This window comes from Micromonospora sp. Utrum1 (genome assembly GCF_057197805.1).
This window is the reverse complement of sequence record NZ_CM170071.1, coordinates 1,417,305-1,440,601: the sequence shown is the minus strand read 5'-3', so window position 1 is coordinate 1,440,601 and position 23,297 is coordinate 1,417,305. Positions and strand designations below refer to the sequence as shown.

Sequence of the window (23,297 nt, the reverse complement as noted above, 5' to 3'; positions counted from 1 at the left end):
CCGTCAGCGGGAGGCATCTTCCCGACAGCGCCCCCCGCGCCGGTCAGCGGATCTCGAAGCCCAGCGCCTGCGCTAGCACGACGGCCTGCTCGGCGTCGACGACCGCGCCGGCCCGCTCCACCGCCGTCGGGTCGAGCGCGGTCAGGTCGCTGCCGCGCAGGTCGGCCCGGATCAGCTTGACGGCGTGCAACTGCGCGCCGGAGAGGTCGACGCCGGTGAGCACCGCGCCGGTCAGGTCGGCGCCGGTGAGATCCACCTCGCGCATGCGGGCGTCGGTGATCCGCACGCCGCGCAGGTCGGCGCCGGGCAGGGCGACGAAGGACCAGTCGCCGCCGTCGACCCGCAGCGGACGCAGGTCGCACTGCTCGAAGCTGCTGCCGACCAGCTTGCAGCCGGTGAACTCGGCCTCGAAGAGGTTGCACCGCTTGAAGGTGCAGCGGTCGAAGGCGGAGTCGGTGTGCCGGGAGGCGTTGAGGGCCACGTTGCCGAAGACGCACTCGGTGAAGGTGGCCCCCTGGCTGACCGCCTCGGTGAGGTCGACGTGGAAGAACTCGCACCGGACGAAGTGCCGGTCGACCAGCTCCTCGGCGTACCAGTCCTGGTGGCGGTAGGTGACGTCCTCGACGGCTTCCGGCATGCGGCCGAGACTAGACGAGTGATTCCGAATTGATCAGTGGTCGTACGCGATCAAGGAACGCTTGACGGGTGCGTTGGTCCGCCAGTTGTGCCAGATCGCTGCGGCCATCGCGAGGAGCCGCTGCGCGACGCGCGCGAACACTCCGGCCGGGGTGCGCCCACCGTGTCCTTCCAGGTTGAGCTGGCCTTTCAGGGTGTCGTTGACCGACTCGATCCACTGCCGGACACCGGCGAGGTTGCCGAAGCGGCGTTGCTCGTCCTTGCGGTCCGGGCGGGCCAGCAGCACCCCGACCTGCTCGGCGGCGTACCGATCGATCTGCTTGCCGGACAGGCCCTTGTCCGCCAACACCACCATGCCGCTGCACAGCGAGCCCAGTTCGCGGGCGTGAGCCAGCAACTCCTCGGCCACCTCCCGCTCTCCGATCTTGGGGTTGGCCAGGCACCACGCCACCGGCATTCCCTCGGCGGTGGTCATCAGGTACAGCTTCAACCCCCAGTACCAGCGCGAATGGGAGGCGCAGTAGCCGTACCCGGCGATCTCTGCCAACGCCGAACGCTGCACGGTGGGCCGAGACGTGCCGCACGGGACCGGGGTGGCATCCAGCAACCGCAGGTCGTCGCGCCACGACGGGCACAGCGTGGCCAGGTACAGCGTGGCCCGGCAGATCAGCGGCGCGGCGGCCTTGACCCGCTTGTGGTATCCGGGTTGTTTGGGCAGGTACGGGAACAGATGCCCGAGCCGGCCGTAGCACAGGCGCAGCCAATGGTGCTCCGAGCGGGCACCCAGCAGCACCTGGGCCACAGCCAGGCATACCAGCTCGGAGTCGGACAGCCGCTTGGGTCGGCCCGGCCCACGTCGGTGCGGCGGGATGACGTGGTCGTCGATCAGGACGTACAGTGCGGTCAAGAGGGTGTCGAGGTCTGTCTTCACAAACAACCATCGATGCCCTCTCTTCTTGTGCTGGTCAACCCGCCACGCCGCCCAACCCAGAGTTGGGAATCACTCGTCTAGTGTGACCGGCGGACACTTCCCGCTCCCCGTACCGGCCGGTAGGTTCGACGTCGTGAGCGTCGCAGTGAGCACGGACCCGGACCGTATCGGCTTCGACCCCGCCCGGCTGGCGCGGATCGACGAGCACTTCGGCAGGTACGTCGACGACGGCCGGCTCGCCGGCTGGCAGATCGTGGTGACCCGCCGGGGCGAGATCGCCCACTCCTCGACGTACGGGCTGCGGGACCGGGAGGCCGGCACGCCGGTCGAGTCGGACACCCTCTGGCGCATCTACTCGATGACCAAGCCGATCACCTCGGTGGCCGCCATGATGCTCTGGGAGGAGGGCCGGTTCGAGCTGAACGACCCGGTCAGCCGCTGGCTCCCGGAGTTCGCCGACGTCCGGGTCTACGACCGGGGCTCGGTGCTCAAGCCGTACACCGTGCCGGCGGTCGAGCCGGTCCGGATCTGGCACCTGCTCACCCACACCGCCGGCCTGACCTACGGCTTCGCGCAGGTCAACGTGGTCGACGGCCTCTACCGGGCGGCGGGCTTCGACCTGGGCGTGCCGGCGGGCGCGGACCTGGCCGAGGCGACCCGCGGGATGGCCCGGCTGCCGCTGCTCTTCCAGCCGGGCACCAGCTGGAACTACGGCGTCTCCACCGACGTGCTGGGCCGGCTGGTCGAGGTGGTCTCCGGGCAGTCGCTGGACGCGTTCTTCGCCGAGCGGATCTTCCGGCCGCTGGGCATGACCGACACCCGCTGGTGGGTCGAGGAGCCGGACGCCAAGCGGCTCGCCGCGCTCTACGCCCCGCACCCGGCCACCGGCCAGGCGGTCCGCGCCGAGGCGATCGGCCGGTACGCGCTCACCGCGCCCGAGTGCCTCTCCGGCGGCGGCGGGCTGGTCTCCACGGCCGCCGACTACCACCGGTTCACCCAGTTCCTGCTGCGCGGCGGCGAGCTGGACGGGGTGCGGCTGCTCGGCCCCCGGACGGTGCGCTTCATGACCCGCAACCACCTGCCCGGCGGCCGGGACCTGGCCTCGTTCTCCCCGGAGGGCTTCGCCGAGACGATCCTCGACGGGATCGGCTTCGGGCTGGGCTTCGCCGTGGTGCTCGACCCGGTGCCGTCCCGGGTGCCGAGCAGCGTGGGCGAGTACTACTGGGGCGGCCTGGCCAGCACCGCGTTCTGGGTGGACCCGGTGGAGGAGGTCACCGCGCTGCTCTTCACCCAGCTCATGCCGTCGAGCACGTACCCCCTCCGCCCCCAGCTCCGCCAGCTCGTCTACTCGGCCCTGGTCGACTGACGCCCGGCCGGTTCGTCGGAACGGCACCGGTCGGGCGGCCCGCTCCCTAGCCTGGGGAGCATGAGCGACATCGTCGTGTTCGGCGCCGGCGGGACGGCGGGCTCGCGGATCGCCGCCGAGGCGGCCGAGCGGGGGCACCGGGTCACCGCGGCGGTGCGCCGCCCGGAGGCGACCAGCTACCTGCCGCCCGGGGTCCGCACGGTGACCGGTGATGTGACCTCGGCGCGGAGCGTACGCGAGCTGGCCGGGGACGCCGACGTGTTCGTGGTGGCCATCGGCGGCGGCGAGCGGGAGCTGTGGCGCGACGCCGCGCGGACCCTGGTCGACACGCTGCGCGAGCTGCCCGACCCGCCCCGGGTGATCCACGTGGGGGGCGGGGCGACGTTGCTGACCCCGAAGGGCACCCGCTACCTGGACGAGCCGGACTTTCCCGAGGAGTACCGGGACTCGGCCGAGGGCCAGGCCGACGCCTTGGACATCTACCGCTCGGCGGCCGACGGGGTGACCTGGACCTATGTCTCACCGCCGCCGTTGGAGTTCCACCCGGGCGAGCGGACCGGCCACTACCGCACCGGCACCGACCACCCGGTCACCGACGCGCAGGGCCGCTCGGTGCTCACCTACGAGGACCTGGCGGTGGCGATCGTCGACGAGATCGAGAACCCGCGGTTCGGCAACGCCCGGTTCACCGCGGCGTACTGAGGTCAGTCGGCCAGCCGGGCGGGGAAGCCGCCGGTGGCGATCGGCCCCCAGCTGTCGATGGTCACCCGGATCAGCGACTTGCCCTGGTCGACCATGGCCTGGCGGTACTCGTCCCAGTCCGGGTGCTCGCCGGAGATGCTGCGGAAGTATTCGACCAGCGGTTCGAGCGCCGCGGGCAGGTCGAGCACCTCGGCGGTGCCGTCGACCTGCACCCACGGCCCGTTCCAGTCGTCGGAGAGCACGCAGGCGGAGACCCGGGGGTCGCGGCGGATGTTGGTGACCTTGGCCCGCTCCGGGTAGGTGGAGATCACCAACCGCCCCTCGGCGTCGACCCCGCAGGAGACCGGGGAGGACTGTGGCCGGCCGTCGGCGCGGGTCGTCATGAGCACGACCCGGTGCCGGGGGCGGAGGAAATCGATCAGGGCGTCCCGGTCGACCCGGGTGTTGGTCGCGATGCTGCGTGCCATCCCTCGGTTCTACCAGGTGGGCCGGACGGGCCTCAGCGGGGACGGCCGGCGACCCGGCGCGGGGAGGTCTGCTCCGGCACGCGCGGGCGCACGCTCGGCCGCCAGGCGCGCCCGTTGGCGTAGATCACCCGGAAGCCGAGGTAGGAGGCGAGCGGCGCCCAGTGCGCCGAGCCCATCCGCAGTTCGGCGGCGTTGTGCCGCTGCCCGTTGGCCAGCACGTCGAGCAGCACGGTCTCGAAGGCGGCCGACTCGACCCAGTCGACCTCGCGGGTGAAGCCGCAGACCAGCGCGGCCCCGGTGACGTCGAGGAACTCGCGCAGCATTGCGTCGGAGGCGCGCAGCACCGAGCAGCTGCCGAAATAGAGGCGGCGCCCCTCGCAGCGGCCGGCCATCCGCTCGGCGACGTCGGCCAGCTCGACGGAGTCCCAGTCGGTGAGGCAGAGCCGGCTCGGCTCGCCGTGCATGGCGAAGAAGCCGACCCGGTAGTCGGCGTACTGCTTGAGCAGCCAGCGGTCGAGGAAGTAGAAGAGCTCGTCGCGGGTGGCGGCGTCCTTGTGGATGAAACGGATCCGGCCCAGCCGTTCGAGCAGTTCGAGGGTGGGCAGGACGGAGCCGCGCTCGTTGAGGTCCCGGTGCCACTGCCCTTCGATGCAGAAGACGCCACCACGCGCCAACGCCCACCTCCCCCGCCCGCGAAGGTCGCCCGGAAGGCCGTACCCGGCCTCGGAGGCAGACGTTACCGGGCCGGGGTGACGAGGGGACGTCACCCTGGGTGTGGTCGGTTGGGCGAGTCCGTCACCGCCGCACGGTTCCGCCGTCATCGGCACCGGCCGGGCCGGAATGGGCGGTTCGTCATTCGCCGCAATTCACAGGTAATGCCCAGCAAGGGCGTAATGCGAGAGCAATTCCGGTTATCCGCCACGAATCGGCAGGACGGCTGTCACGGTGGAAGGGACGGGATCTTCCGGTCGATGTCCCGCCCCAACCCCACATCACTCTCTAACGGGAGGAATTCTGTGCGCGTCAACACGCTCAAGCGGGTGGCCGTCGCGTTCGCGCTGGCCCTGCCCGGGGCCGCGATCGCCACGGTCGTCGCCGCGCCGCCGGCCCATGCCGACGGCTGCTACACCTGGCCGAGGAACCTCTACCAGGGGCGGTCCGGCGAGGATGTCCGACAACTCCAGATCCGGGTGGCCGGCTGGGCCGCGTACCGGGACATCGTCCGGGTCGACGGCATCTACGGCCCCGAGACGGCGGCCGCGGTCCGGCGCTTCCAGTCCGCGTACGGGCTGCGCGCCGACGGCGTCGCCGGCCCGCAGACGTTCGCCAAGATCTACGACCTGCAGGACGACGACTGCACGCCGAAGCACTTCAGCTACACCGAACTCGACAACGGTTGCGGCAAGGGCGGGTGGAGCGGGGGCCCGCTCTCGTCGACCGCGACCCGGGGCATGGCGCTGCGCACCATGTGGAAGCTGGAGGCGCTGCGGCGCAGTCTCGGTGACACGCCGCTCTACGTCACCAGCGGATTCCGCAGCATCGCCTGCAACCAGCAGGTCGGCGGCGCCTCGGACAGCCAGCACCTCTACGGCGACGCGGCCGACCTGACCTCCCGCAACAGGACGCTCTGCCAGGTGGCCCAGTCGGCCCGCAACCACGGCTTCAGCGGCCTCTACGGCCCCGGCTACCCCGACCACAGCGACCACGTCCACGTGGACTCGCGCCGGGAGAACAACCAGGACCGGTCGTCGAACACCACCAGTTGGTCCGCCCCGAACTGCGGGATCGGCTGACCGGTGTCGACGAAGGCCCGACGCAGGGGTGGGGGGTCCCTGCGGCCGGGCCGCCGTCGGTGGTCCCGGGCGGGCGACCGCTCCGGCTCGGCGTGGCTGATGCCACGCCGCGATCCGGAGCGGTCGTCAGCTCGCCCGGGGCCAACGCGGCCGGGTGGCGGGGGGTGCCACCGGCCGACCGGTACCGCCGGGCCGGAGGCCGGGCCGCACCGGAGGTGGGGCGACCCGGCCGACCGGGCCGCGCGGGGACTGGGACGCGGCCGGCCGCCCGGCCGACGGGCCGGTCAGCACGAACGGGAAGGGCACGTGCACGAACGGGTTCCCGTGCCGGACCAGGGCGTCGATCTGACGCTCGTTGAGGCCGTGGGCCTCCAGCACGCGCCGCCCCCACCGGTGCAGCCGGCAGGGGTACGCGGCACCGTCGTTGCGGCACTTCGGTCCGGCAGGCCACTCCTCGGCGGCGTGCACCACCACCGCCCGGACCGCGAGCCGGACATCCTCGGGGGTCAGCGGCGCCGGCACCGGCACCTCGCCCAGGATCTGATCGATGGGATCCGTCGACTGCTCACCAACTCGCACGGCAGGCCTCCCGCAGCTCGGCAGCGGTGCGGCGGACCGGCCGCACCACATCCTCGACCACTGGTACGGCCGCACACCGGCAGTAGTTCAATCCCGCCCGGCGGTCAGACCGACCCGGCGTCCCGCACCGGCAGCGCCACCTGCACCCGGTTGGTCCCCGGTCCGCCGGACCGGGACGGCCCGCGACGGTAGCGTCGGCGGTGGGACCACCGGGGGCGGGAGGGCGCGATGACCGAGCGGCAGCCGTACCGCGTGGTGGCCCGTCACCCGAGGTTCGAGCTGCGCCGCTACCCGGCCCATCTGGTCGCCGAGGTCAGCGTCGAGGGGTCGTTCGAGTCCGCCGGCAACGCGGGGTTCCGGCCGCTGGCCCGGTACATCTCCGGTGCCAACCGGTCGCGGCGGGCGGTCCCGGTGAGCGGGCCGGAGCCGGCCGGCGCGGAGCGGATCGCGATGACCTCCCCCGTGCTTCAGGAGGAGGGCGACCGGCCGGGGAGCTGGCTGGTGCGGTTCGTGATGCCCGCGAGCTTCACTCCGGCCACGCTGCCCGAGCCGGTGGATCCGCTGGTCACCATCCGGGAGGTCCCCGGGCAGCTCGCGGCGGCGATGCGGTTCTCCGGGCGGTGGACGGCGCGGGCGTTCGAGCGACGGGCCACCGCGCTGGGCCGGGCGGTCACCGGCGCGGGCCTGCGTCCGACCGGCGCCGTCCGGTACGCCCGCTTCGACCCGCCGTGGCAGCCCTGGTTCCTGCGCCGTAACGAGGTCGTGCTCCCGGTCGCCGAATAGTCGGCGGCCGCGCGGTCGCCGGGTCACCCCTAGACTCGTGACCCCGCCCGCCAGATCGGAGATCCCCGTGCGTCCGTGGCCTGCCGCCCTCGCCCTGGTGCTGCTGCTCGCCGGTTGCGGCGGCGGCGCCGAGTCGACGGTCCTTCCCGCCTGGGAGGCCCCCGCGCCGAGCGCGCCGGCCCCACTGACGGTGAAGGAGGCGAAGGGCCGCTACCTGGCCATCGTGGCGCCGTACAACACCGCGTTGGAGGAGCTGGAGGAGGCGCTGAAGGCCGGCCGTCCGTGGCGCACCGTGCGGGACCTGGCCCGCAAGGTAGCCAGCACCAACGCCGCCCACGCCGAGCAGCTCCGGGCCACCGCCTGGCCGGCCGTGGTGCAGGCCCCGGTTGCCGCGCTGCTCGAGGAGAACGACGTGGCGCTGCGGCACTGGCAGCTCGCGGCCGAGGCCGGCAGCGCCGCGGTGTTGATGCGGGAGATCCGCGCCGCCGCCGCGCACGACGGCGGCAAGCAGGCCGACAAGGTACGCACCACCCTCGGCCTCCCGCTCTACCGGGACTCCTGACGAACCGCCGTCGGGCCCGCGCCGAGGTGCGGCGCGGGCCCGACGGGGTGACCGAGATCTACTTCTTGTTGCCCGTGTTGCTCACCCGGAACGTGTAGTCCGCGTCCAGGTAGGTGAGGTCACCGGTCGGCAGGTTGCTGATGATGACGGCGAAGTCGTCCTGGTTGCCGTTGGCGCACCTGGTCCGCAGGCCGCTGGCCGTGAACTGGTCGCCGATGGACCGATAGACCCAGTTGCCCGCGCCGTCGGTGGTCTCACCCGGCGAGGTGACGCCCGGGGTGAGGTCGCAGTGGCTGACCACCTGGACGGTCCAGTTGTTGTCCTGCACCCCGCTGGTGGCGAACCAGTTGCCCGCCGCCGAGGTGAGGGTCGCGTCGGCGCCGTTGACCCGGACGTCGTCGACGAACCAGCCGGTGTCCATGTACGCGGCGTCCGTGGAGTACCGGAACCGCACGTCCGTGGTGCCGGCCGGCAGGTCGGCGGTGAGGTGCTGGTAGACCGGGTCGTCGACGAAGTACTGGCCGCCGGAGGTGCCGGTCAGGCCGTTGCCCTCCTCGTTGTTGCCGTGCGGGTCGTCGTTGGTGGTGACGACCTGGCCGGCGTCGGTGCGCAGCGGCACCGTCACCCAGTTGCCGCCGACGAGCGCCTCGACGAAGCCGTAGTCCCAGCCCTCCTCGATGAAGTACCAGCTCCAGAAGTCCAGCGAGGTCACCGCACCGGAGGTGGACACGTCGAGGATGTTGTCGTTCTGGCTCTCGTAGCCGGCGTACCAGTGGGTGGTGCCGGTGTGCGGCGCGATCACCGTCTCGTCGTCGCCGTCGAAGGCCAGCGCCACGGTCGGGCCGGGGTTGCGGAACCGCTCGACCGACATGCCGAACGGCACGGCGGTGGTGTCCTGGCGGTTCTTCAGCCGCGCCCACTTGGCTTCGGGCGTGGCGCCCTGGTAGCTGCCCCGGCCCGACCAGAAGACGTCGTCGGCGATGTCGATGGTCCACGAGGTGTCGGCGGGGTCGCCGAAGTCGAAGGCCTTGATGTCGTAGATCGGCGAGTCCTCGTCGTCCAGGTAGACCGCCACCGACCAGTCCCGGAACAGGTCGGCCGCGCTGCGCAGGTGCGCGCCGGTGTCCGCGTTGAAGTCGTCGATGGCGTTCTGCACGCCGGCCATGCCGTCGGCCTGCTCCTCGAAGATCTTCTTGATGAGCAGGTCACCGGCCTTCCCGTCGTACTGCTTGTCCGGGGTGTAGGTGCCGTCGCCGTTGCCGCCGGCCTGCTCCCACAGGTACTGGAAGTAGGTGAACGAGGCGCCGTAGTTGGCCAGGGTGCTGCCCCACCGGGTCAGCGAGGTCTCCTCGTAGAAGACCTGCTGGTTGGTCAGGTGCGAGCCGCCGGCGTCCAGGCCGTTGAGGAAGATGGCGAAGTCCGCCAGGCCCTCGTCCACCCAGGAGAGCTCGCCCGGGTCGCTGTAGTTGTGCAGCAGGTGCTGCAGCTCGTGCGCGACCGTGCCCTCGTACAGCTCGGGGCGGTCGTTGGCCGGGTTGGCGTCGCGCCACGGCGAGTCGTTCGGGCCGACCCGGTTGGCCCAGTCCAGGGCGTCGACCACGATGACGTTCATGCCGACGCTGTCGATGAAGTCCGGCGCGAAGTAGCCGGCCGTGTACGAGGTCTGCGCGCAGTCGTAGTAGGCGTCGTCCTGGATGTTGTAGAGCACCATGACCAGCGAGTCGCTGGCCGGCTCGTCCGGGTCGGCCGCGTCCATCGGGCCGAAGTGCTCCTCGTCGACGGCGACGATCTGCTTGGCGAGCTTGTCGCCGACGTAGTTGATCTGCGCCTGGGTGAGGGCGAACTGCGCGGCGGTGGCGGTGGCGCAGGGGGTGAACGCGTCACCCGTGTTGTGGTCGAACTGCGGGTCGAGGCTGGCCACGCCGACCGGCGCGGTGCCGTCGAGCGGGGTGCCCTTGGGGACGTAGATGTAGACCGGGGTGCCGTCGGGGGTCGTGTTGGCGTACACCCGGGTGAAGTCCTGGTTGTAGGTGCCGCCCGCCGCGCTGTCGTTGATCGGCAACGTGATGGTCGGCTCGCCGGGAAGGTTCTCGTGGTCGTTGGCCTGGGCCGGGGCCGAGACCGTGAAGGCGAGCGCCGTCACGCCCGCCACCGCGGCCGCGATCCGGCTCGGTCGTCTCATTCGCACGCGGATGCCTCCTGCTGTGAGGCGGTGATCAGCTCCGGCCACCGCCGTCGGGTGAGCAGTTGCCCCGTCGTCGCCGCCGAAGGCAGCAGCTGAGCAGGGGAATTTTGTCTTCAGGCAACCACTTGCGACGGCGCCAGGGAGGCGCCCGCAGGTCACAAATTCGTCACGAACGTGAGTCACCTGACCGCACGTGCGACTCTGGTCGACGGCCGGTCGACCCGGCTTGGCGGATCGTCGGAGGGGCCTGCCCGCACGTCCGTCCATCTCGTCCCGACGGCGGAGCCGGCCACCGTTCCGTCCGGCACCGGTGCCCGTTCTAGGCTTGGTGGTCCAGTGACGCCCAGGCGAGGAGGCCCGGATGACCCGCTACGCCGCCCTGCTGCGGGGCGTCAACGTCGGCACCACCCGGCTGGCCATGGCCGACCTGCGCCGCCTCGTCACCGACCTCGGGCACGAGGACGTCAAGACCTACCTGCAGAGTGGCAACGTCGTCTTCAGCAGCCCGCCCGCGAAGGACGACATCCTGGCCGAGGGCATCGCCCGCCGGCTCACCGACGAGTTGGGCCTGCGCGTGCCGGTGCTGGTGCGCAGCGGCGACGAACTCGCGGCGGTCGCGGCGGCCAGCCCGTACGCCGGGAAGCAGGACGACCCGACGCGGGTCCTGGTGGCCTTCCTCTCGGCCGCGCCGAGCCCGGCCAAGGTCAGGGACCTGGTCGCGCCGGACGGGGAGAACCTGGAGTTCGCGGTCGACGGGCGCGAGGTGCACCTGCACTTCCCCGACGGCGGCTACGGACGGAGCAAGTTCACCAACACCCACCTGGAGAAGAAGCTGGGCGTGGTGGCGACCACCCGCAACTGGAAGTCGGTGCTGGCCCTGCGCGACCTGACCGCCGGCTGAGCGGAGGGGCCGACCCCCGTGGCCCGACCCCTCCGCGCCCGGTCTCAGAAGTGGTACGCCGTGTGGTACTCCGGGACCAGCACGCGGCTGCGCGGCGACGCCCTCCGCACCGCGGCGATCAGGTCGTCGAGGCGCTTGCGATCGCTCGGCGCCACCGCCGGTGGGTTGGTCAGCGGGGTCTCGAAGTTGTCCCAGTGCACCGGCACCACGACCTTCGGGTAATCGAGGGCCGCCATCAGCCGGGGCACGTAGTCGGCGGTCGCGGTGGTCGCGGCGGAGGCCACCATCGCCACGTCGGGGGCCAGCCCGACCAGGTTGCGCTCAGCGAAGTCGCTCGCCCCCATGAAGAACACCGACGGGCCCCCGTCGACGCGGATCTGGTACGCCAGGGTGTCCCCCTCGGGCAGGTCGGAGATCCTCTCCGGCCTCGGCGGCGGGCTGACCCGTACGCCGGGGAAGGCCATCGACCAGGCGCCGTTGCGGCTGTGCAGGGAGCTGACCACCTCGACGGTGTAGCCGCCGAAGTCGAGCACCTCGCCGCCCTTGACCGGGGCGAGCTGGCCGGCCGGCACCCCGTACGCCAGCCCGAGGTGGTAGGCGGTCAGGGTGCCGAGGACCCGGGCGCCGGTGCGGCCGGCGATGTGGGGCACGTCGTTGAAGTGGTCCCAGTGGGTGTGCGTGACCAGGATGTTCTCGGCGCGGTCCACCAGCGGGTCGACGACGGCGGTGTCCACCGTCAGCACGGTGTCCGGGTCGAACGCGCCCCGGAAAAGGCCGGTGTCGTAGCGGCTCAGGTACGGGTCGACCAGCACCGTCCGGTCGCCGATGTCGATCCGCCAGCCGGACGTGCCCCACCAGCGGAAGCTGACCGCGCCCGTGCGCCGGGCCCCGGCGGCGGTGGCCGGGCCGGCGGCGGTGGCGGCCCGGGCCGGCGCGCCGGCGGCGAGGCCGGCGGTGGACACCGCGGCGGCGCCGACCGCGGCGTCGCGCAGGAAGCGGCGGCGGTCGTACGACCGTTCGTCGAACATGGAGCATCCTCCCCGTGGAGCAGGTTGATCGGTTCGCCCACCCCACCACCGGCCGCCCGCCGATGTCCAAGATCAGCCGGCGGCACGGTCGATACGCGTTCGGATATCGGTGCAGCTCACGGCTCTGAACGCGGGCCGGCCCCGCCGGGAAATCAATCGGCGCGCAGGGCCTCGACGGCGGCCCGGGCGGCCTCGCCCATGGCCAGGTCCACGTCGATCCGGCGGGTGCTGAGCCGCTCGGTACGGGCGAAGACCGCGACCCCGTACCGGCGGCCGTCGGGATACTCGACGACCCCGGCCTCCAGGTGCAGGCCGGGCAGGGTGCCGGTCTTCCCGGCGACCCGGACGCCGGGCGGGAAGCCGGCGGCGAGCCGGGTCCAGAACAGCTGCCGGGCCATCAGCTCCCGGACCATCGCGCAGGCGGCCGGCGGCCCCGCCTCGTCCCGCCAGATCAGGCCGAGCAGCCGGGTCATCTCCCGGGCCGTGCTGGAGGTGGTGTGTGCCGGGTCGAAGACCCGCATGGCCCGGACCCGCTCCGGCGGCAGGGTCGGGAAGATCCGGGCGAAGTCGGCCTCGGTGCGGGCCCCCACGTCGGCGAGCATCGTCTCGACCAGCTGCCGGGGGCCGCCGACGATCCGGGTACGCGGCAGGTCCAGCTCGGCGGCGAGCATCGGCAGCACGTCCGGGCCGACCCGGCGCAGCAGCAGGTCGGCGGCCGTGTTGTCGCTGACCGACATGGCGAAGTAGGCCAGGTCGCGCAGGGACACCTCGACGTCGTCGGCGCAGCCGGCGACGCCCCAGCCGCCGAGCCGGTCGGCGGGGCCGACCAGCACCCGCTCGACCGGGTCGAGTTGGCCGGCGACGACCTGCCGGGCGAACTCCAGCGCCAGCAGGATCTTGAACACCGAGGCGATCACCACCTGCTCGTCGGCGCGCAGCGCCACCTCCCGCCCCGGCGCGTCGACGTCCACGACGTGCAGGCAGCCGGCGATCCCCGCCCGCTGGAAGATCTCCCCGATCCGCTCCGCGCTCACCCCGACACGCTAACCAGCGGCGGTCGGGGCGGGCGTAGGGTGCCCGTCGTGGACCTGCTGCGACACCTGCGGCACTTCGTGGTCGTGGCCCGCGAGCTGCACTTCGGGCGGGCGGCCGAGGTGCTCGGCATCGCGCAGCCGCCGCTGAGCCAGTCGATCCAGCGGCTGGAGCGCGAGCTGGGCGCCACCCTCTTCGACCGGTCGCAGCGGCAGGTCCGGCTCACCACGGCCGGCCAGCTCCTGCTCGGCGAGGCCGACGAACTGCTCGCCGGGGAGCGCCGGCTGCGCAACCTGGTCGATCAGGTACGCCGGGGCGCGCTCGGCGTGCTGCGCGCCGGTGTACCCCCGGAGACCCCGGCCGTGACGCTGCGCGCGCTGCTCGACGGGCTCGCGGCCCGCGCGCCCGGGCTCGACCTGGACCTGCACGAGCTGACCAGCGCCGAGCAGCGGCGGATGCTGGCCGAGGGGCGGCTCGACGTCGGGCTGCTGCACCACCCGGTGGAGGAGGCCGCGCTGCGCTTCGGCCCGGCCGTGGACGCCCCGGTCGGGGTGCTGCTCCCCCGGGCCGCGCCGCCGGCCCGGGCCCGCGAGGTGGAGCTGGCCGACCTGGCCGGCCTGGACCTGATCACCGCGCCGCCGGCCACCGCGCCCGGCTGGCACGGGCACCTGCTGGCGGTCTGCCGCCGGCACGGCTTCGTGCCCGCCCGGGTCCGGCCGGCCCGCAACCCGGAGTTCCTGTTCGGACTGCTGCTGGCCGGTGGCGCGGTCGCCCTGGAGCCGGAGTCGGTGGCCCGCCGCGAGCCGCGGATCGCCTGGCGGCCGCTGGTCGACGCGCCGCTTGTCAAGCGCACCTCGGCGGCCTGGCCGGCCCGGGCCGGGCACCCGGCGGCCCCGATGTTCGGGCAGCTCGCGGCGGAGGTGCTGGCCGTCGCGGAACCGCCACCGGCGACCGCGGCGCTCGCGTCCGCCGCCCGGCCCTGGCCGGTGCTCTTCGAGGCCGGCCAGGGCGGGCGGAGCGACGGTCAGCAGCCGCAGGTGTAGTAGCGCTGGATGACGGCGGCGCAGATCACCCGGCGGCGGCCGTGACGAGCCGGGTCGAGCGGGTAGAGAACCCGGGTGGCAGGCCCGGCGCCGCGCGTGGAAGCGTTCCCGGGCACCCGGACGATCGGAGATGAGGCTTCCATGGCCCCGAACAGCGTTCCCGACATCCCGCTCAACGACGGCAACACCATCCCGCAGCTCGGCTTCGGCGTCTTCCAGATCGACCCGAAGGAGACCGCGCAGGCCGTCGGTACGGCGCTCGAGATCGGCTACCGGCACATCGACACCGCCGAGATGTACGGCAACGAGGCCGAGGTCGGGCAGGCCGTGCGCACCTCCGGGCTGGACCGGAGCGAGGTCTTCGTCACCAGCAAGCTGAGCAACGCCTTCCACCGCCCGGACGACGCCCGCCGGGCGTTCGAGTCGACCCTCGCGGAGCTGAAGTTCGACTACCTCGACCTGTTCCTGATCCACTGGCCGCTGCCAACGCTCTACGACGGCGACTTCGTCTCCACCTGGCGGGTCCTGGAGGAGTTCCAGCGCGACGGCCGGGCGAAGTCGATCGGCGTCTCCAACTTCCAGGTCGCCCACCTGGAACGGCTGGCCGCGGAGGCGGAGATCGTGCCGGCGGTCAACCAGATCGAGGTGCACCCCTACTTCGGCAACGAGGAGGTGCGCGCCTACGGGAAGGCGCACAACATCCTCACCGAGGCGTGGTCGCCGATCGCCCAGGGCAAGGTGCTGGACGACCCAACCATCGTCGACATCGCCGAGGAGGTCGGCCGGACCCCGGCGCAGGTGGTGCTGCGCTGGCACGTGCAGCGCGGCGACATCGTCTTCCCCAAGTCGACCACTCCGAGTCGGATCGACGAGAACCTCCGGATCTTCGACTTCGAGCTGGACGACACCACGGTGGAGCGGATCAGCGGCCTGGACCGGGGCGAGGCGGGCCGGCAGGGGCCGAACCCGGACACCTTCGACTACCTGCCGGCGTAACGCCTACCGGCAGCCCTCACTCCCGGTCGGTAGTGCTCCCTCGGTGAGGGTTGAACGTCACCGCGGCCGACCTGCAGCCCTGCCCGGAGCAGCGGGCCCGGCTCGAAACGGCGCGCTGACCGTTCGACCGGGCCCGCGCTGACCATCCGCACGGACCCGGCCGGCTCTACCGGTGAACCCAGGGTCCGCGTCGGCAGATCTCACGGCCACCCGCACCCGGAAACGGGCAAAGCGGGTCTGACTGACGGAACAGTCAGCCGGGGAGATTGAGGCGTGTCGGCGTAGACCCGCAGGTCGGGACGCCTCCAGACTGGGAGGCGACCAGGCGGCCAGACATCTCACGGCCGCGATCGTCGTTCTTCGCCGGCCCGCACCTGGGCGGCTGGACGCCAGGCGACCAGTCCAGGAGGAAGTTCGTATGTCCGGCAAGCACTCGCGGTCCGGTCCGGGCGGCGGGCGGGCCCGGAGCGATGCAAGGCCTCCGAGGCGGAGAAGGGCGGGCACCTCCCGTGGCAGCGCCAAGGTGCCCGGGAAGCTCATCGTGCTCGTGCCGGCGCACGATGAGGCCCAGGGGATCAGCCAATCGGTCACCGCCCTGCGGCAGCAGACGTACCGGCCCACAATGGTCGTGGTGATCGCCGACAATTGTCGGGATGAAACGGCCCGACTCGCCGCACAGGCTGGTGCGTACGTCTTCACGACGTTCGGAAACCAGCGCAAGAAGGCGGGTGCACTGAACCAGGTACTCGCACAACTGCTACCGCGGCTGACTGCTGACGATTTCGTCGCGGTGGTCGACGCTGATTCGGTCCTGGATCCTCATTTCCTCAATCACGCGCTGGCGAAGCTGGGTGCCGACCGGAGGCTGGGAGCCGTCGGAGGCGTGTTCCGAGGCAGCAGCGGCAGTGGATTCGTCGGCCACCTCCAACGCAACGAGTACGTCCGGTACGCCCGGGACGTTGCGCGGTTGAACGGCAAGTGCCTGGTGGTCACCGGCACAGCGGCCGTGTTCCGGGCCGGCACCCTTCAGGAGGTCTCCAGGGCGAGACTCAGTGGCCGGCTCCCCGCGGGCGACGGAGCGGGTGGGGTGTACGACACCACCGTTCTGACCGAGGACAACGAGATGACCTTCGCACTGCGTCATCTCGGCTACACGGTTCTCTCGCCCAAGGAGTGTTCACTGGTCACGGAGGTCATGGGCACGTGGCGTGACCTCTGGAGACAGCGCCTCCGCTGGAAACGGGGGGCGGTGGAGAACTGCTTCCAGTACGGGATCACGCGCGTGACGTGGCGGTACTGGGGCAGGCAGTTGGTGACGCTGCTTGGCGTACTCACAACCTTCGCGTATCTGGGATCGCTCGGATACAGCGTAGGCGTGTACCGCGAGATCCATGTCCAGCCGTTCTGGCTGGCGGTTTCCAGCATTTTCGTCGTCGAGCGGGTGGTGACCATCCGCTATCGCGGCTGGAAGTACATGCTCGCCTCGGCGACAATGTACGAACTGGTACTAGACATTTTCCTCCAGTTCGTCCACGCAAAGGCATACACCGATTTCATTTTCCGCCGAGAGAGGAACTGGTAACAAGAGATGTACAACAATGTGACTGCCCCTGCGGCTGCTGGTGCGGCTACCTCTGGTGGCCTGGCCGTTACGGGAGCCAACATTCTCTGGGTCGTGCTGGCCGGGTTCGCCATGGTGGCTGCCGGATCTGCTCTGATGCGAATCGCCCCCAGGCTTCGCAGGTCCCGGTAACCGCGCGGGGTGCCCCGAGTGCTCCGCGCGGGGCACCCCAACCGCCTGTTGCCCAGTTGCAGGTCAGCCGTTACCGCTTCGACCATCTGCCCCGGTGAGCGGCCACCGTGGCCGGTGCTCGGCTGCCGGTCCCCGCGCGGGGGTTCAGGAGGCAACCCGCTCGGCGACCCGGCGGATCGCCGCCTCGGTCAATGACCCCGGCGCGGCGACGTAGACGTTGACTTCCTCCCCACGCCTGAAGGGCGGGGGATTCCCGTGGCTGAGGCGCGTTCACGCCGCGAGCCGTTCGGGTGGTTGGCGTTTCACAGACAGCCCTGCGGCTAGGTCTCCGCGCCCTGTTACCGCCAGCCCGGCGGCGAGGATGTTCTTGGCGGCGTTCACGTCGGCGTGGTCCTGATGCCCGCAGGCGACGCACCGGAAGACCGCTTGGCTCTCGCGGGACTCCGAGGCGACATGCTTGCAGGCGTTGCAGGTCTGCGACGTATACGCCGGGTTGACCTTCTCGATCTTTGCCCCGTGGTAGCGGGCGGCGTGTTCCAGCTTGAGCAGGAATCCGCCCCACCCTTTGGCGAGGATGGCCCGGTTCAGGCCAGCCTTCTGGCGGACGTTACGGCCGGGCTGCTCAACGGTGCCCTTCGCGCTGGCCGTCATGTTCTTGATCCGCAGGCCCTCGACAGCGACCATGCCGTGCTCGCGGACCAGGCGCACGGCGGTCTGCGCGGCGAAGTCAGCTCTGCGGGCCCGGATACGGGCGTTGAGCCGGCCGAGTTGCGCGCGGGTAGCGTCGCGACGTTTCGATCCGCGGTTGCGGCCATGGACCCGCAGCGACCGGGACATGCGCTGCTGCAACCGCTTGAGCCGGGCCGCCTCGCCTGCAGTGACGAACTCCCGCTCGTCCAGCCCCCCGTCAGAGGTGGCCACAGCCACGGTGACACCCCGGTCCACACCGACCGGCGGCTTACCGTTCGGGGCAACCTCGGTCCCGCCGTCCTCGACGCAGAACGAGATGTACCAGCGTCCGCCGTCACGGGAGACGGTGGCGTTGCGGATGGGGCCACCCAACGGCCTGGTCCACCGAAACCTGACCGGCCCGAACTTCGGCAGGCGCACCTCACCCCACCTGCGGTTCAGCCGCTGCACCGCGATGTGCTTGGGGTCGGGAAACCGGAACGACGGGGCCGTGCGGGCCTTGGACCGCCAGCGCACCTTCCACGTGCCATGCGTCTTGCACGCCCGGTCCAGGTCCCGCAGGGTTTGCTGCAACGTGTGCGACGGCGCGTCGGCCAGCCACGCGCAGTCCGGGTCCTTCTTCGCCTCGGCCATCTGCCCGGCCTGCTCGTTGTAGCCGATGAACGCGCCGCGGCGGCGGTACTCACGGCGCTGCTCCAACGCCGTGTTCCACACCGCCCGACACACCGCGCCGACCTGTTCGGCGTAGGCGGCCTGCTCGTCGGTGAAGGCGAGGAGATAGCGGCGGCCGGTCAGCATTCAGCGGCCCTTCTGCTGCTCAACGTACCGCTTCACCGCTGCCAATGGGGCACCGCCGGTGGTCGCCACGAAGTACGAGTTCGTCCATAAGGTCGGCAGCCGAGAACACAGCGACGGGAACTCCTCACGCAGCACCCGAGAAGTCCGTCCCTTGATCGCCTTGACGAGCTTGTGGACGCCGAACTGCGGGTCCACCTCGACCAGCAGGTGAACATTGTCAGGCATGACTTCCAGCGCCACCAGCCACGCCCATTTTTCCTCCACCACCTCACGGATGAGCTGCTTCAACCGCTCCTCGATCCGGCCGCCGAGCACCCGGCGTCGGTACTTCGGGCACCACACGACGTGGAAAGCGCACTGGAACACGACGTTGCTGTTCGACCGCAGGGCAACGGACACCCGTGCAATATACAGCCTCGCGCTATCTACTGTCCGTCCGAAATTGACACGCTAACCCCACGGCTAAAGCCGGGGGTCTGCGCGCTACGCACTTCGATCACCGGGGCCAACAAGGGAACCGGCCTGGCCACCGCCCGGCAGCTCGGCGCGCGGGATGACCGTGCTGGTCGGCGCGCGGGACGCCGCGCGGGGCCTGGAGGCGGAAGCCAAGCTGCGTGCCGAGGGGGTGGACCCGGTTCGTGCCGCTGGAGGTCACCGACGCGGCGTCGGTCGCCGCCGCGGCCGAGCTGGTCGATCAGGAGTACGGCCGGCCGGACGTGCTGGTCAACAACGCCGGGATCATCCGCGCCGACGGCGCCGGGCTGCCCAGCGAGACCACCCTCGAGACGCTGCGCGAGGTCTACGAGACGAACCTGTTCGGCGTGGTTGCGGTGACCAACGCGCTGCTGCCGCTGTTGCGCCGGGCGCCGGCCGCCCGGATCGTCAACGTGTCCAGCGAGGTCGGCTCGATCGCGGTGATGACCGACCCGAAGGGCGCCCTGTTCGCGCTGACCTCGATCCCCTACCCGTCCTCGGAGACGGCGCTGAACATGGTCACCGCCATGTACGCCAAGGAGCTGCGGGACACCCCGATCAAGGTGAACGCGGCCAACCCCGGCTACTGCGCCACCGACCTCAACCACCACAGCGGCTTCCGCACCCCGGAGGAGGGCGCGGAGGTGAGCGTGCACCTGGCGACCCTGCCGGCGGACGGGCCGAGCGGACTGCTCTGGGGCTACCAGATGGACGCCGGCGGCGGCTACGGGGTGCTGCCCTGGTGAGGCGTTTGACTTCGCGCGCACTCGAAGGTGGAGGGTGGTGCCACCGTCTGACGGGAGGATTTCATGCGTTACCGCACCATCGGCACCGACCCGGCCACCCGCCGCGATGTCAGCGTGCTCAGCCTCGGCGCCATGCTCTTCGGCACCGCCACCGACGAGGCCACCTCGTACGCCATCCTCGACCGGTACGTCGAGGCCGGCGGCACGTTCATCGATACCTCGGACAACTACGCCTTCTGGCAGAACGGGGGCCAGGGCGGGGAGAGCGAGGAGCTGCTCGGCCGCTGGCGGCGCAGCCGTGGCGTCGGCAGCGAGGTGGTCATCGCCACCAAGCTCGGCGCCCGTCCCCTCGCCCCGGGCACCAGCTACGTGGACAACGCCGAGGGGCTGTCGGCCAAGGTGATCCGCGAGTCGGCCGAGCGCAGCCGGGAACGGCTCGGCGTGGACCGGCTCGACCTGCTCTACGCGCACATCGAGGACCGGACCGTGCCGCTGCGGGAGACCGTGGAGGGCTTCGCGGAGCTGGTCGCCGAGGGCACCGTCGGGCTGCTGGGCGCGAGCAACCACCGCTCCTGGCGGGTCGAGCGGGCCCGAGCCCTGGCCGCCGCGGCCGGTCTGCCCGGGTACGAGGTGCTCCAGTACCACCGCAGCTACCTGCCCCGGCGGCTGGACCTGCCGGGTGAGCTGGACCCGGACGGCGACGTCGGTGCGGTCGGGCCCGACCTGGCCAGCTATTTGCGGGCCGAGCCGCAGCTCACCCTGGTGGCGTACTCGCCGCTGCTCAAGGGCGCCTACGCGAAGCCGGAACGCCTCGGCGAGGACTACGCCCTGCCGAGCACCCCGGCCCGGCTGGCCGCGCTGCGCGCCGTGGCCGACGAGACCGGGGCGACGGTCAACCAGGTGGTGCTCGCCTGGCTGCTGGGCGGGGACGTGCCGGCGATCCCGCTGGTCGGCTTCTCCTCGGTGGCGCAACTGGAGGAGAGCCTCGCGGCGGTCGACCTGGAGCTGACCCCGGAGCAGCGGGGTCGTCTGGACCAGGCACGGTAGGCGCGGGGCGCTGCTCGCCCGCTCCCGGCCGTGCGGTGTGGGCAGCGCTGTCTCGTGTTGCGAAATTCCGCCGATCGGCGCTTTCCCGTTGGCCGTCCGTCTGTCGGATACGACCGGAATTGAGAATCACTCCCGACTTTGTCTCTCGTTAGGTGGATGTAACGGGGTTGCTCGGGGCACGCTCTGCGGCCGGACCGGCTACGCAACCGACGTGACTGTTCAGCGACGGGAACGGGGCCCACGCACAGATGCGGACGACTTCACGGCTGGCTGCCCTATGAGCACCTACCGCCACACCCGGGTCATCGTGGTGGTGCCCGCCTACAACGAGGCGGGCACCATCGCCGAAACCATCCGCGCCCTCCAGGCGCAGACCCGGCCCGTGGACCGGCTGGTGGTCGTACCGAACAACTGCTCCGACGACACGGCCGCCGTCGCGTGGGCGGCCGGGGCCGAGGTGTGGGAGATGCCCGGCCCGAACCCGCACAAGAAGGCGGGCGCCCTGAACTGGGCCGTCAACCTGCTGCTGCCGCAACTGGACGACCAGGACATGCTGCTGGTCACGGACGCGGACAGCATCCTCGCGCCCGGTGCGGTCGCCGCCGCCATCCGCGGGCTGGAGCGCCGCGGCGTCGGCGCGGTCTGCGCCGACTACCGGTTGGACCGCCAGCCCCGGCTGCTGGACATCCTGCAGGGCAACGAGTACGCCCGCTTCTCCCGCTGGGTCTGGCGCAAGGGCGGCCATGCCATCGTCCTGTCCGGGGTGGCCACCCTCTTCCCCGTCCCGGTGGTCCGGCGGATCCTGGCCGCCCGCGCCGCCGGTGACCTGCCCGGGTACCGGGGCGAGCTGTACCACCGCGATCCGGCCACCGAGGACATCGAGATGACGTTCGCGGTCCGGTCGCTGGGCTATCGCCCCCGGGTCGCCCCCGGATTCGAGGCCATCACCGACTCCATGCCGACCCTCCAGGCTCTCATCACCCAGCGCGTCCGCTGGCAGCGCGGCATGCTCGACTCGCTGCGCCTGTACGGCGTCCGCCCGTGGAATGCCGGCAACTGGCTGCGGCAGCTCGGCATCTACACCACTTCGCTCCTCGTCCCGCTCTACCTGGCCAGCCTGATCGGGGGTTGGTTCCTGATCGGCTTCGTCCCGTGGGACCCCCGTTGGCTCGCGCTGACCGCCGTGTTCGTGCTCGAGCGCGCGCTGACCGTCCGCCGGCAGGGCTGGTGGGGACTGCTCACCGCCGCCGCGCTGCTTCCCGAGTGGTGCTACGAGCAGGTCAGGTCGTTCGCCTACTGGCGAGCACTGGCCCAGACCGTGCGCGGAACCGACCGCGTATGGATCAATTCCTGAGAAGAAAGGCACTCATCATGTACCAGCGTGGATGCGCCGCTGCCGCCGCCGGCTGCTCGGCCTCCCTGCCCGTCACCGGCGTCAGCATCACGTGGTCGCTGGTGGCCGGCGCGACGCTCCTGATCGCCGGCATGGCCCTGCTCCGGCTCGCCCCGAGCATCCGGAGCCGTAAGGCCCGCGCCAGCTGATCGTCCTGCCACGGCGCGGCGGCCTCGGCAGCCGCGTCGTGGCGCCTGATCACCTCAACCGGTCAGGTCGATGCGCCAGTCGTTGGAGCGCATCAGGTGCCCCGGCGGGTATTCGAACTCCGTCTCGCCGAGCAGCGTGAACCCGGCCTTGCGGCACACCGCGTTCGACGCCGGGTGGTCCACCGACGGGTAGGCGTGCGCGAAGCGCCGGTCGCCGTGCGCCGCGGCCTCCGCGATCAGCGCGCGCACCGCCGCGCTCGCCAGCCCCCGCCCCTGGTACGCCGGCAGCACCGCCCAGCCCATCTCGTAGACCGGCTCGCCGCGCCACTCCCGCGCCCAGTAGCCGACGCTGCCCACCTTCGTCCCGTCGGGCAGCCCGACGGTGAACATGTGACCGCTGCGCGGGCCGGGGCCGCGCAGGTAGCGCTCGTGCCGGGCGAGCACCTGCTCGTCGGTCTCCGGGCCGCCGGTGTGCGCTCGCACCTCCGGCGCGTTGAGCTGTTGCAGCAGCGCCAGGTCGTCGGCGCTCCACCGGGCGAGGCGTACCTCGGTCATGGGTCCCCCTTCGGTCCGGCGCCGATTCAAGCAGCCGCCCCCGACAGTCGTCCGCCAGATCCGATCTGGCGGGCCGCCGCTCGGCGTCTGGCGCCTGGGAGGTGAGGCCCGACACCAGCGGGAGGGGAGCATGACGCCGTTGCGGCTCGCTGTGATCATCGGCAGCACCCGGGAGGGACGGATCGGCGACCGGATCGGTCGCTGGTTCGTCGCGCAGGCGCGGCAGCGCGAGGGGCTGGCGCTGACCGTGCTCGATCTCGCCGGGTACGACTTCCCGGCCAGCCTGCCGGCCGAGCCGACACCGGCGATGCGGTCGTTCGCCGGGGAGGTGAACCGCGCGGAGGCGTTTGTGGTGGTCACCCCGGAGTACAACCACAGCTTCCCGGCCTCGTTGAAACAGGCGATCGACTACGCCTACGACGAGTGGCAGGCCAAGCCGGTCGGTTTCGTCTCCTACGGCTGCCGGTCGGTCGGCTTGCACGCGGTCGACCAGCTGCGGACCGTGTTCACCGCCCTGCACGCGATGACCGTGCGCGACACCGTCGGCGTCGACCTGCTCGACGGCGAGCCCGCGGGGCGGGCCGAGGAGCAGCTCCGGCAGGACGCCCGGGTGCTCCTCGACGAGCTCTGCTGGTGGGGCCTGGCGCTGCGCGAGGGCCGCGCGGCGCGCCCGTACGTCTCCTGAGAA

General features: G+C 71.6%; 26 protein-coding genes. 14 read left to right on the top strand and 12 right to left on the bottom strand.

Features of this window, described 5'->3' with window-relative positions; all coding sequences use genetic code 11:
• Positions 1–43: 43 nt before the first annotated feature.
• Together AC0OLQ_RS07130 and AC0OLQ_RS07125 are read right to left on the bottom strand one after the other, a co-directional pair.
• Positions 44–637 (bottom strand): pentapeptide repeat-containing protein, encoded by a 594-nt coding sequence (locus tag AC0OLQ_RS07130; protein ID WP_484530695.1) that lies wholly within the window; start codon positions 635–637, stop codon positions 44–46.
• Positions 638–670: 33 nt separating this feature from the next.
• Positions 671–1,567: an IS982 family transposase gene (locus tag AC0OLQ_RS07125; protein WP_484532264.1), complete on the bottom strand. Its 897-nt coding sequence runs from the start codon at positions 1,565–1,567 to the stop codon at positions 671–673.
• A gap of 133 nt (positions 1,568–1,700) precedes the next feature.
• Here AC0OLQ_RS07125 and AC0OLQ_RS07120 point away from each other — a divergent pair, with 133 nt between their 5' ends.
• Positions 1,701–2,933 carry a serine hydrolase domain-containing protein gene (locus tag AC0OLQ_RS07120; protein WP_484530694.1) on the top strand — a complete coding sequence of 411 codons (1,233 nt, stop codon included), beginning with the start codon at positions 1,701–1,703 and terminating at the stop codon, positions 2,931–2,933.
• 60 nt (positions 2,934–2,993) lie between these two features.
• Complete coding sequence (locus AC0OLQ_RS07115) at positions 2,994–3,635, top strand: NAD(P)-dependent oxidoreductase (RefSeq protein ID WP_357345207.1); 642 nt, start codon at positions 2,994–2,996, stop codon at positions 3,633–3,635.
• A gap of 2 nt (positions 3,636–3,637) precedes the next feature.
• On the opposite strand, the gene AC0OLQ_RS07110 is transcribed toward AC0OLQ_RS07115, so the two are convergent.
• Both AC0OLQ_RS07110 and AC0OLQ_RS07105 read right to left on the bottom strand, forming a co-directional pair.
• On the bottom strand, positions 3,638–4,102 hold the full coding sequence (locus AC0OLQ_RS07110; protein WP_357345208.1) for a PPOX class F420-dependent oxidoreductase: 465 nt from the start codon (positions 4,100–4,102) through the stop codon (positions 3,638–3,640).
• 32 nt (positions 4,103–4,134) lie between these two features.
• Positions 4,135–4,776 carry a DUF6642 family protein gene (locus tag AC0OLQ_RS07105; RefSeq protein WP_357345210.1) on the bottom strand — a complete coding sequence of 214 codons (642 nt, stop codon included), beginning with the start codon at positions 4,774–4,776 and terminating at the stop codon, positions 4,135–4,137.
• Positions 4,777–5,118: 342 nt separating this feature from the next.
• On the opposite strand from AC0OLQ_RS07105, the gene AC0OLQ_RS07100 reads away from it, so the two are divergent.
• On the top strand, positions 5,119–5,895 hold the full coding sequence (locus AC0OLQ_RS07100; RefSeq protein WP_357345212.1) for a D-Ala-D-Ala carboxypeptidase family metallohydrolase: 777 nt from the start codon (positions 5,119–5,121) through the stop codon (positions 5,893–5,895).
• A 126-nt stretch (positions 5,896–6,021) separates the two neighbouring features.
• Here AC0OLQ_RS07100 and AC0OLQ_RS07095 read toward each other — a convergent pair whose 3' ends face one another.
• On the bottom strand, positions 6,022–6,474 hold the full coding sequence (locus tag AC0OLQ_RS07095) for a hypothetical protein (RefSeq protein WP_357345213.1): 453 nt from the start codon (positions 6,472–6,474) through the stop codon (positions 6,022–6,024).
• A 228-nt stretch (positions 6,475–6,702) separates the two neighbouring features.
• On the opposite strand from AC0OLQ_RS07095, the gene AC0OLQ_RS07090 reads away from it, so the two are divergent.
• Both AC0OLQ_RS07090 and AC0OLQ_RS07085 read left to right on the top strand, forming a co-directional pair.
• The gene (locus tag AC0OLQ_RS07090; RefSeq protein ID WP_484530693.1) at positions 6,703–7,257 is read left to right on the top strand and encodes an SOUL family heme-binding protein; all 555 of its coding nucleotides are present in this window, start codon (positions 6,703–6,705) and stop codon (positions 7,255–7,257) included.
• A 67-nt stretch (positions 7,258–7,324) separates the two neighbouring features.
• Positions 7,325–7,819, top strand: a complete 495-nt coding sequence (locus AC0OLQ_RS07085; protein ID WP_484530692.1) for a hypothetical protein — start codon at positions 7,325–7,327, stop codon at positions 7,817–7,819.
• Positions 7,820–7,877: 58 nt separating this feature from the next.
• Here the strand turns inward: AC0OLQ_RS07085 and AC0OLQ_RS07080 are convergent, their stop codons facing one another.
• Positions 7,878–10,001, bottom strand: a complete 2,124-nt coding sequence (locus AC0OLQ_RS07080; protein ID WP_484530691.1) for a hypothetical protein — start codon at positions 9,999–10,001, stop codon at positions 7,878–7,880.
• 364 nt (positions 10,002–10,365) lie between these two features.
• Between AC0OLQ_RS07080 and AC0OLQ_RS07075 the strand changes: the two genes are divergently transcribed.
• The gene (locus tag AC0OLQ_RS07075) at positions 10,366–10,905 is read left to right on the top strand and encodes a DUF1697 domain-containing protein (protein WP_484530690.1); all 540 of its coding nucleotides are present in this window, start codon (positions 10,366–10,368) and stop codon (positions 10,903–10,905) included.
• A 44-nt stretch (positions 10,906–10,949) separates the two neighbouring features.
• On the opposite strand, the gene AC0OLQ_RS07070 is transcribed toward AC0OLQ_RS07075, so the two are convergent.
• Positions 10,950–11,933, bottom strand: a complete 984-nt coding sequence (locus AC0OLQ_RS07070) for an MBL fold metallo-hydrolase (RefSeq protein ID WP_484530689.1) — start codon at positions 11,931–11,933, stop codon at positions 10,950–10,952.
• Positions 11,934–12,085: 152 nt separating this feature from the next.
• A complete protein-coding gene (locus AC0OLQ_RS07065) occupies positions 12,086–12,967 on the bottom strand; it encodes a serine hydrolase (protein ID WP_484530688.1) in 882 nt (293 codons plus the stop codon).
• Between the two features lie 48 nt (positions 12,968–13,015).
• Here AC0OLQ_RS07065 and AC0OLQ_RS07060 point away from each other — a divergent pair, with 48 nt between their 5' ends.
• Positions 13,016–14,008 carry a LysR family transcriptional regulator gene (locus AC0OLQ_RS07060; protein WP_484530687.1) on the top strand — a complete coding sequence of 331 codons (993 nt, stop codon included), beginning with the start codon at positions 13,016–13,018 and terminating at the stop codon, positions 14,006–14,008.
• Here the strand turns inward: AC0OLQ_RS07060 and AC0OLQ_RS07055 are convergent.
• Positions 13,990–14,124, bottom strand: coding sequence for a hypothetical protein (locus tag AC0OLQ_RS07055; RefSeq protein ID WP_484530686.1), 135 nt, complete (start codon positions 14,122–14,124; stop codon positions 13,990–13,992). The genes AC0OLQ_RS07060 and AC0OLQ_RS07055 overlap by 19 nt on opposite strands.
• 25 nt (positions 14,125–14,149) lie before the next feature.
• On the opposite strand from AC0OLQ_RS07055, the gene AC0OLQ_RS07050 reads away from it, so the two are divergent.
• The gene (locus tag AC0OLQ_RS07050) at positions 14,150–15,004 is read left to right on the top strand and encodes an aldo/keto reductase (RefSeq protein ID WP_484530685.1); all 855 of its coding nucleotides are present in this window, start codon (positions 14,150–14,152) and stop codon (positions 15,002–15,004) included.
• 418 nt (positions 15,005–15,422) lie between these two features.
• Positions 15,423–16,586, top strand: coding sequence for a glycosyltransferase family 2 protein (locus AC0OLQ_RS07045; protein WP_357345232.1), 1,164 nt, complete (start codon positions 15,423–15,425; stop codon positions 16,584–16,586).
• Positions 16,587–17,027: 441 nt separating this feature from the next.
• Here the strand turns inward: AC0OLQ_RS07045 and AC0OLQ_RS07040 are convergent, their stop codons facing one another.
• Together AC0OLQ_RS07040 and tnpA are read right to left on the bottom strand one after the other, a co-directional pair.
• Positions 17,028–18,245 (bottom strand): RNA-guided endonuclease InsQ/TnpB family protein, encoded by a 1,218-nt coding sequence (locus tag AC0OLQ_RS07040; protein ID WP_484530684.1) that lies wholly within the window; start codon positions 18,243–18,245, stop codon positions 17,028–17,030.
• Positions 18,246–18,644, bottom strand: coding sequence for an IS200/IS605 family transposase (gene tnpA, locus AC0OLQ_RS07035; protein ID WP_484530683.1), 399 nt, complete (start codon positions 18,642–18,644; stop codon positions 18,246–18,248).
• 215 nt (positions 18,645–18,859) lie between these two features.
• On the opposite strand from tnpA, the gene AC0OLQ_RS07030 reads away from it, so the two are divergent.
• The 4 genes from AC0OLQ_RS07030 to AC0OLQ_RS07015 all read left to right on the top strand — a co-directional run bounded on the left by AC0OLQ_RS07030 (position 18,860) and on the right by AC0OLQ_RS07015 (position 22,054).
• Positions 18,860–19,465 carry an SDR family NAD(P)-dependent oxidoreductase gene (locus AC0OLQ_RS07030; protein ID WP_484530682.1) on the top strand — a complete coding sequence of 202 codons (606 nt, stop codon included), beginning with the start codon at positions 18,860–18,862 and terminating at the stop codon, positions 19,463–19,465.
• A gap of 63 nt (positions 19,466–19,528) precedes the next feature.
• A complete protein-coding gene (locus AC0OLQ_RS07025; protein ID WP_484530681.1) occupies positions 19,529–20,512 on the top strand; it encodes an aldo/keto reductase in 984 nt (327 codons plus the stop codon).
• Between the two features lie 277 nt (positions 20,513–20,789).
• Positions 20,790–21,866 carry a glycosyltransferase family 2 protein gene (locus AC0OLQ_RS07020; RefSeq protein WP_484530680.1) on the top strand — a complete coding sequence of 359 codons (1,077 nt, stop codon included), beginning with the start codon at positions 20,790–20,792 and terminating at the stop codon, positions 21,864–21,866.
• 17 nt (positions 21,867–21,883) lie between these two features.
• The gene (locus AC0OLQ_RS07015) at positions 21,884–22,054 is read left to right on the top strand and encodes a hypothetical protein (RefSeq protein WP_168215388.1); all 171 of its coding nucleotides are present in this window, start codon (positions 21,884–21,886) and stop codon (positions 22,052–22,054) included.
• 54 nt (positions 22,055–22,108) lie between these two features.
• Here the strand turns inward: AC0OLQ_RS07015 and AC0OLQ_RS07010 are convergent, their stop codons facing one another.
• On the bottom strand, positions 22,109–22,609 hold the full coding sequence (locus tag AC0OLQ_RS07010; protein ID WP_484530679.1) for a GNAT family N-acetyltransferase: 501 nt from the start codon (positions 22,607–22,609) through the stop codon (positions 22,109–22,111).
• A 130-nt stretch (positions 22,610–22,739) separates the two neighbouring features.
• On the opposite strand from AC0OLQ_RS07010, the gene AC0OLQ_RS07005 reads away from it, so the two are divergent.
• Positions 22,740–23,294, top strand: coding sequence for an NADPH-dependent FMN reductase (locus AC0OLQ_RS07005; protein ID WP_484530678.1), 555 nt, complete (start codon positions 22,740–22,742; stop codon positions 23,292–23,294).
• The last annotated feature ends 3 nt before the right edge of the window (positions 23,295–23,297 follow it).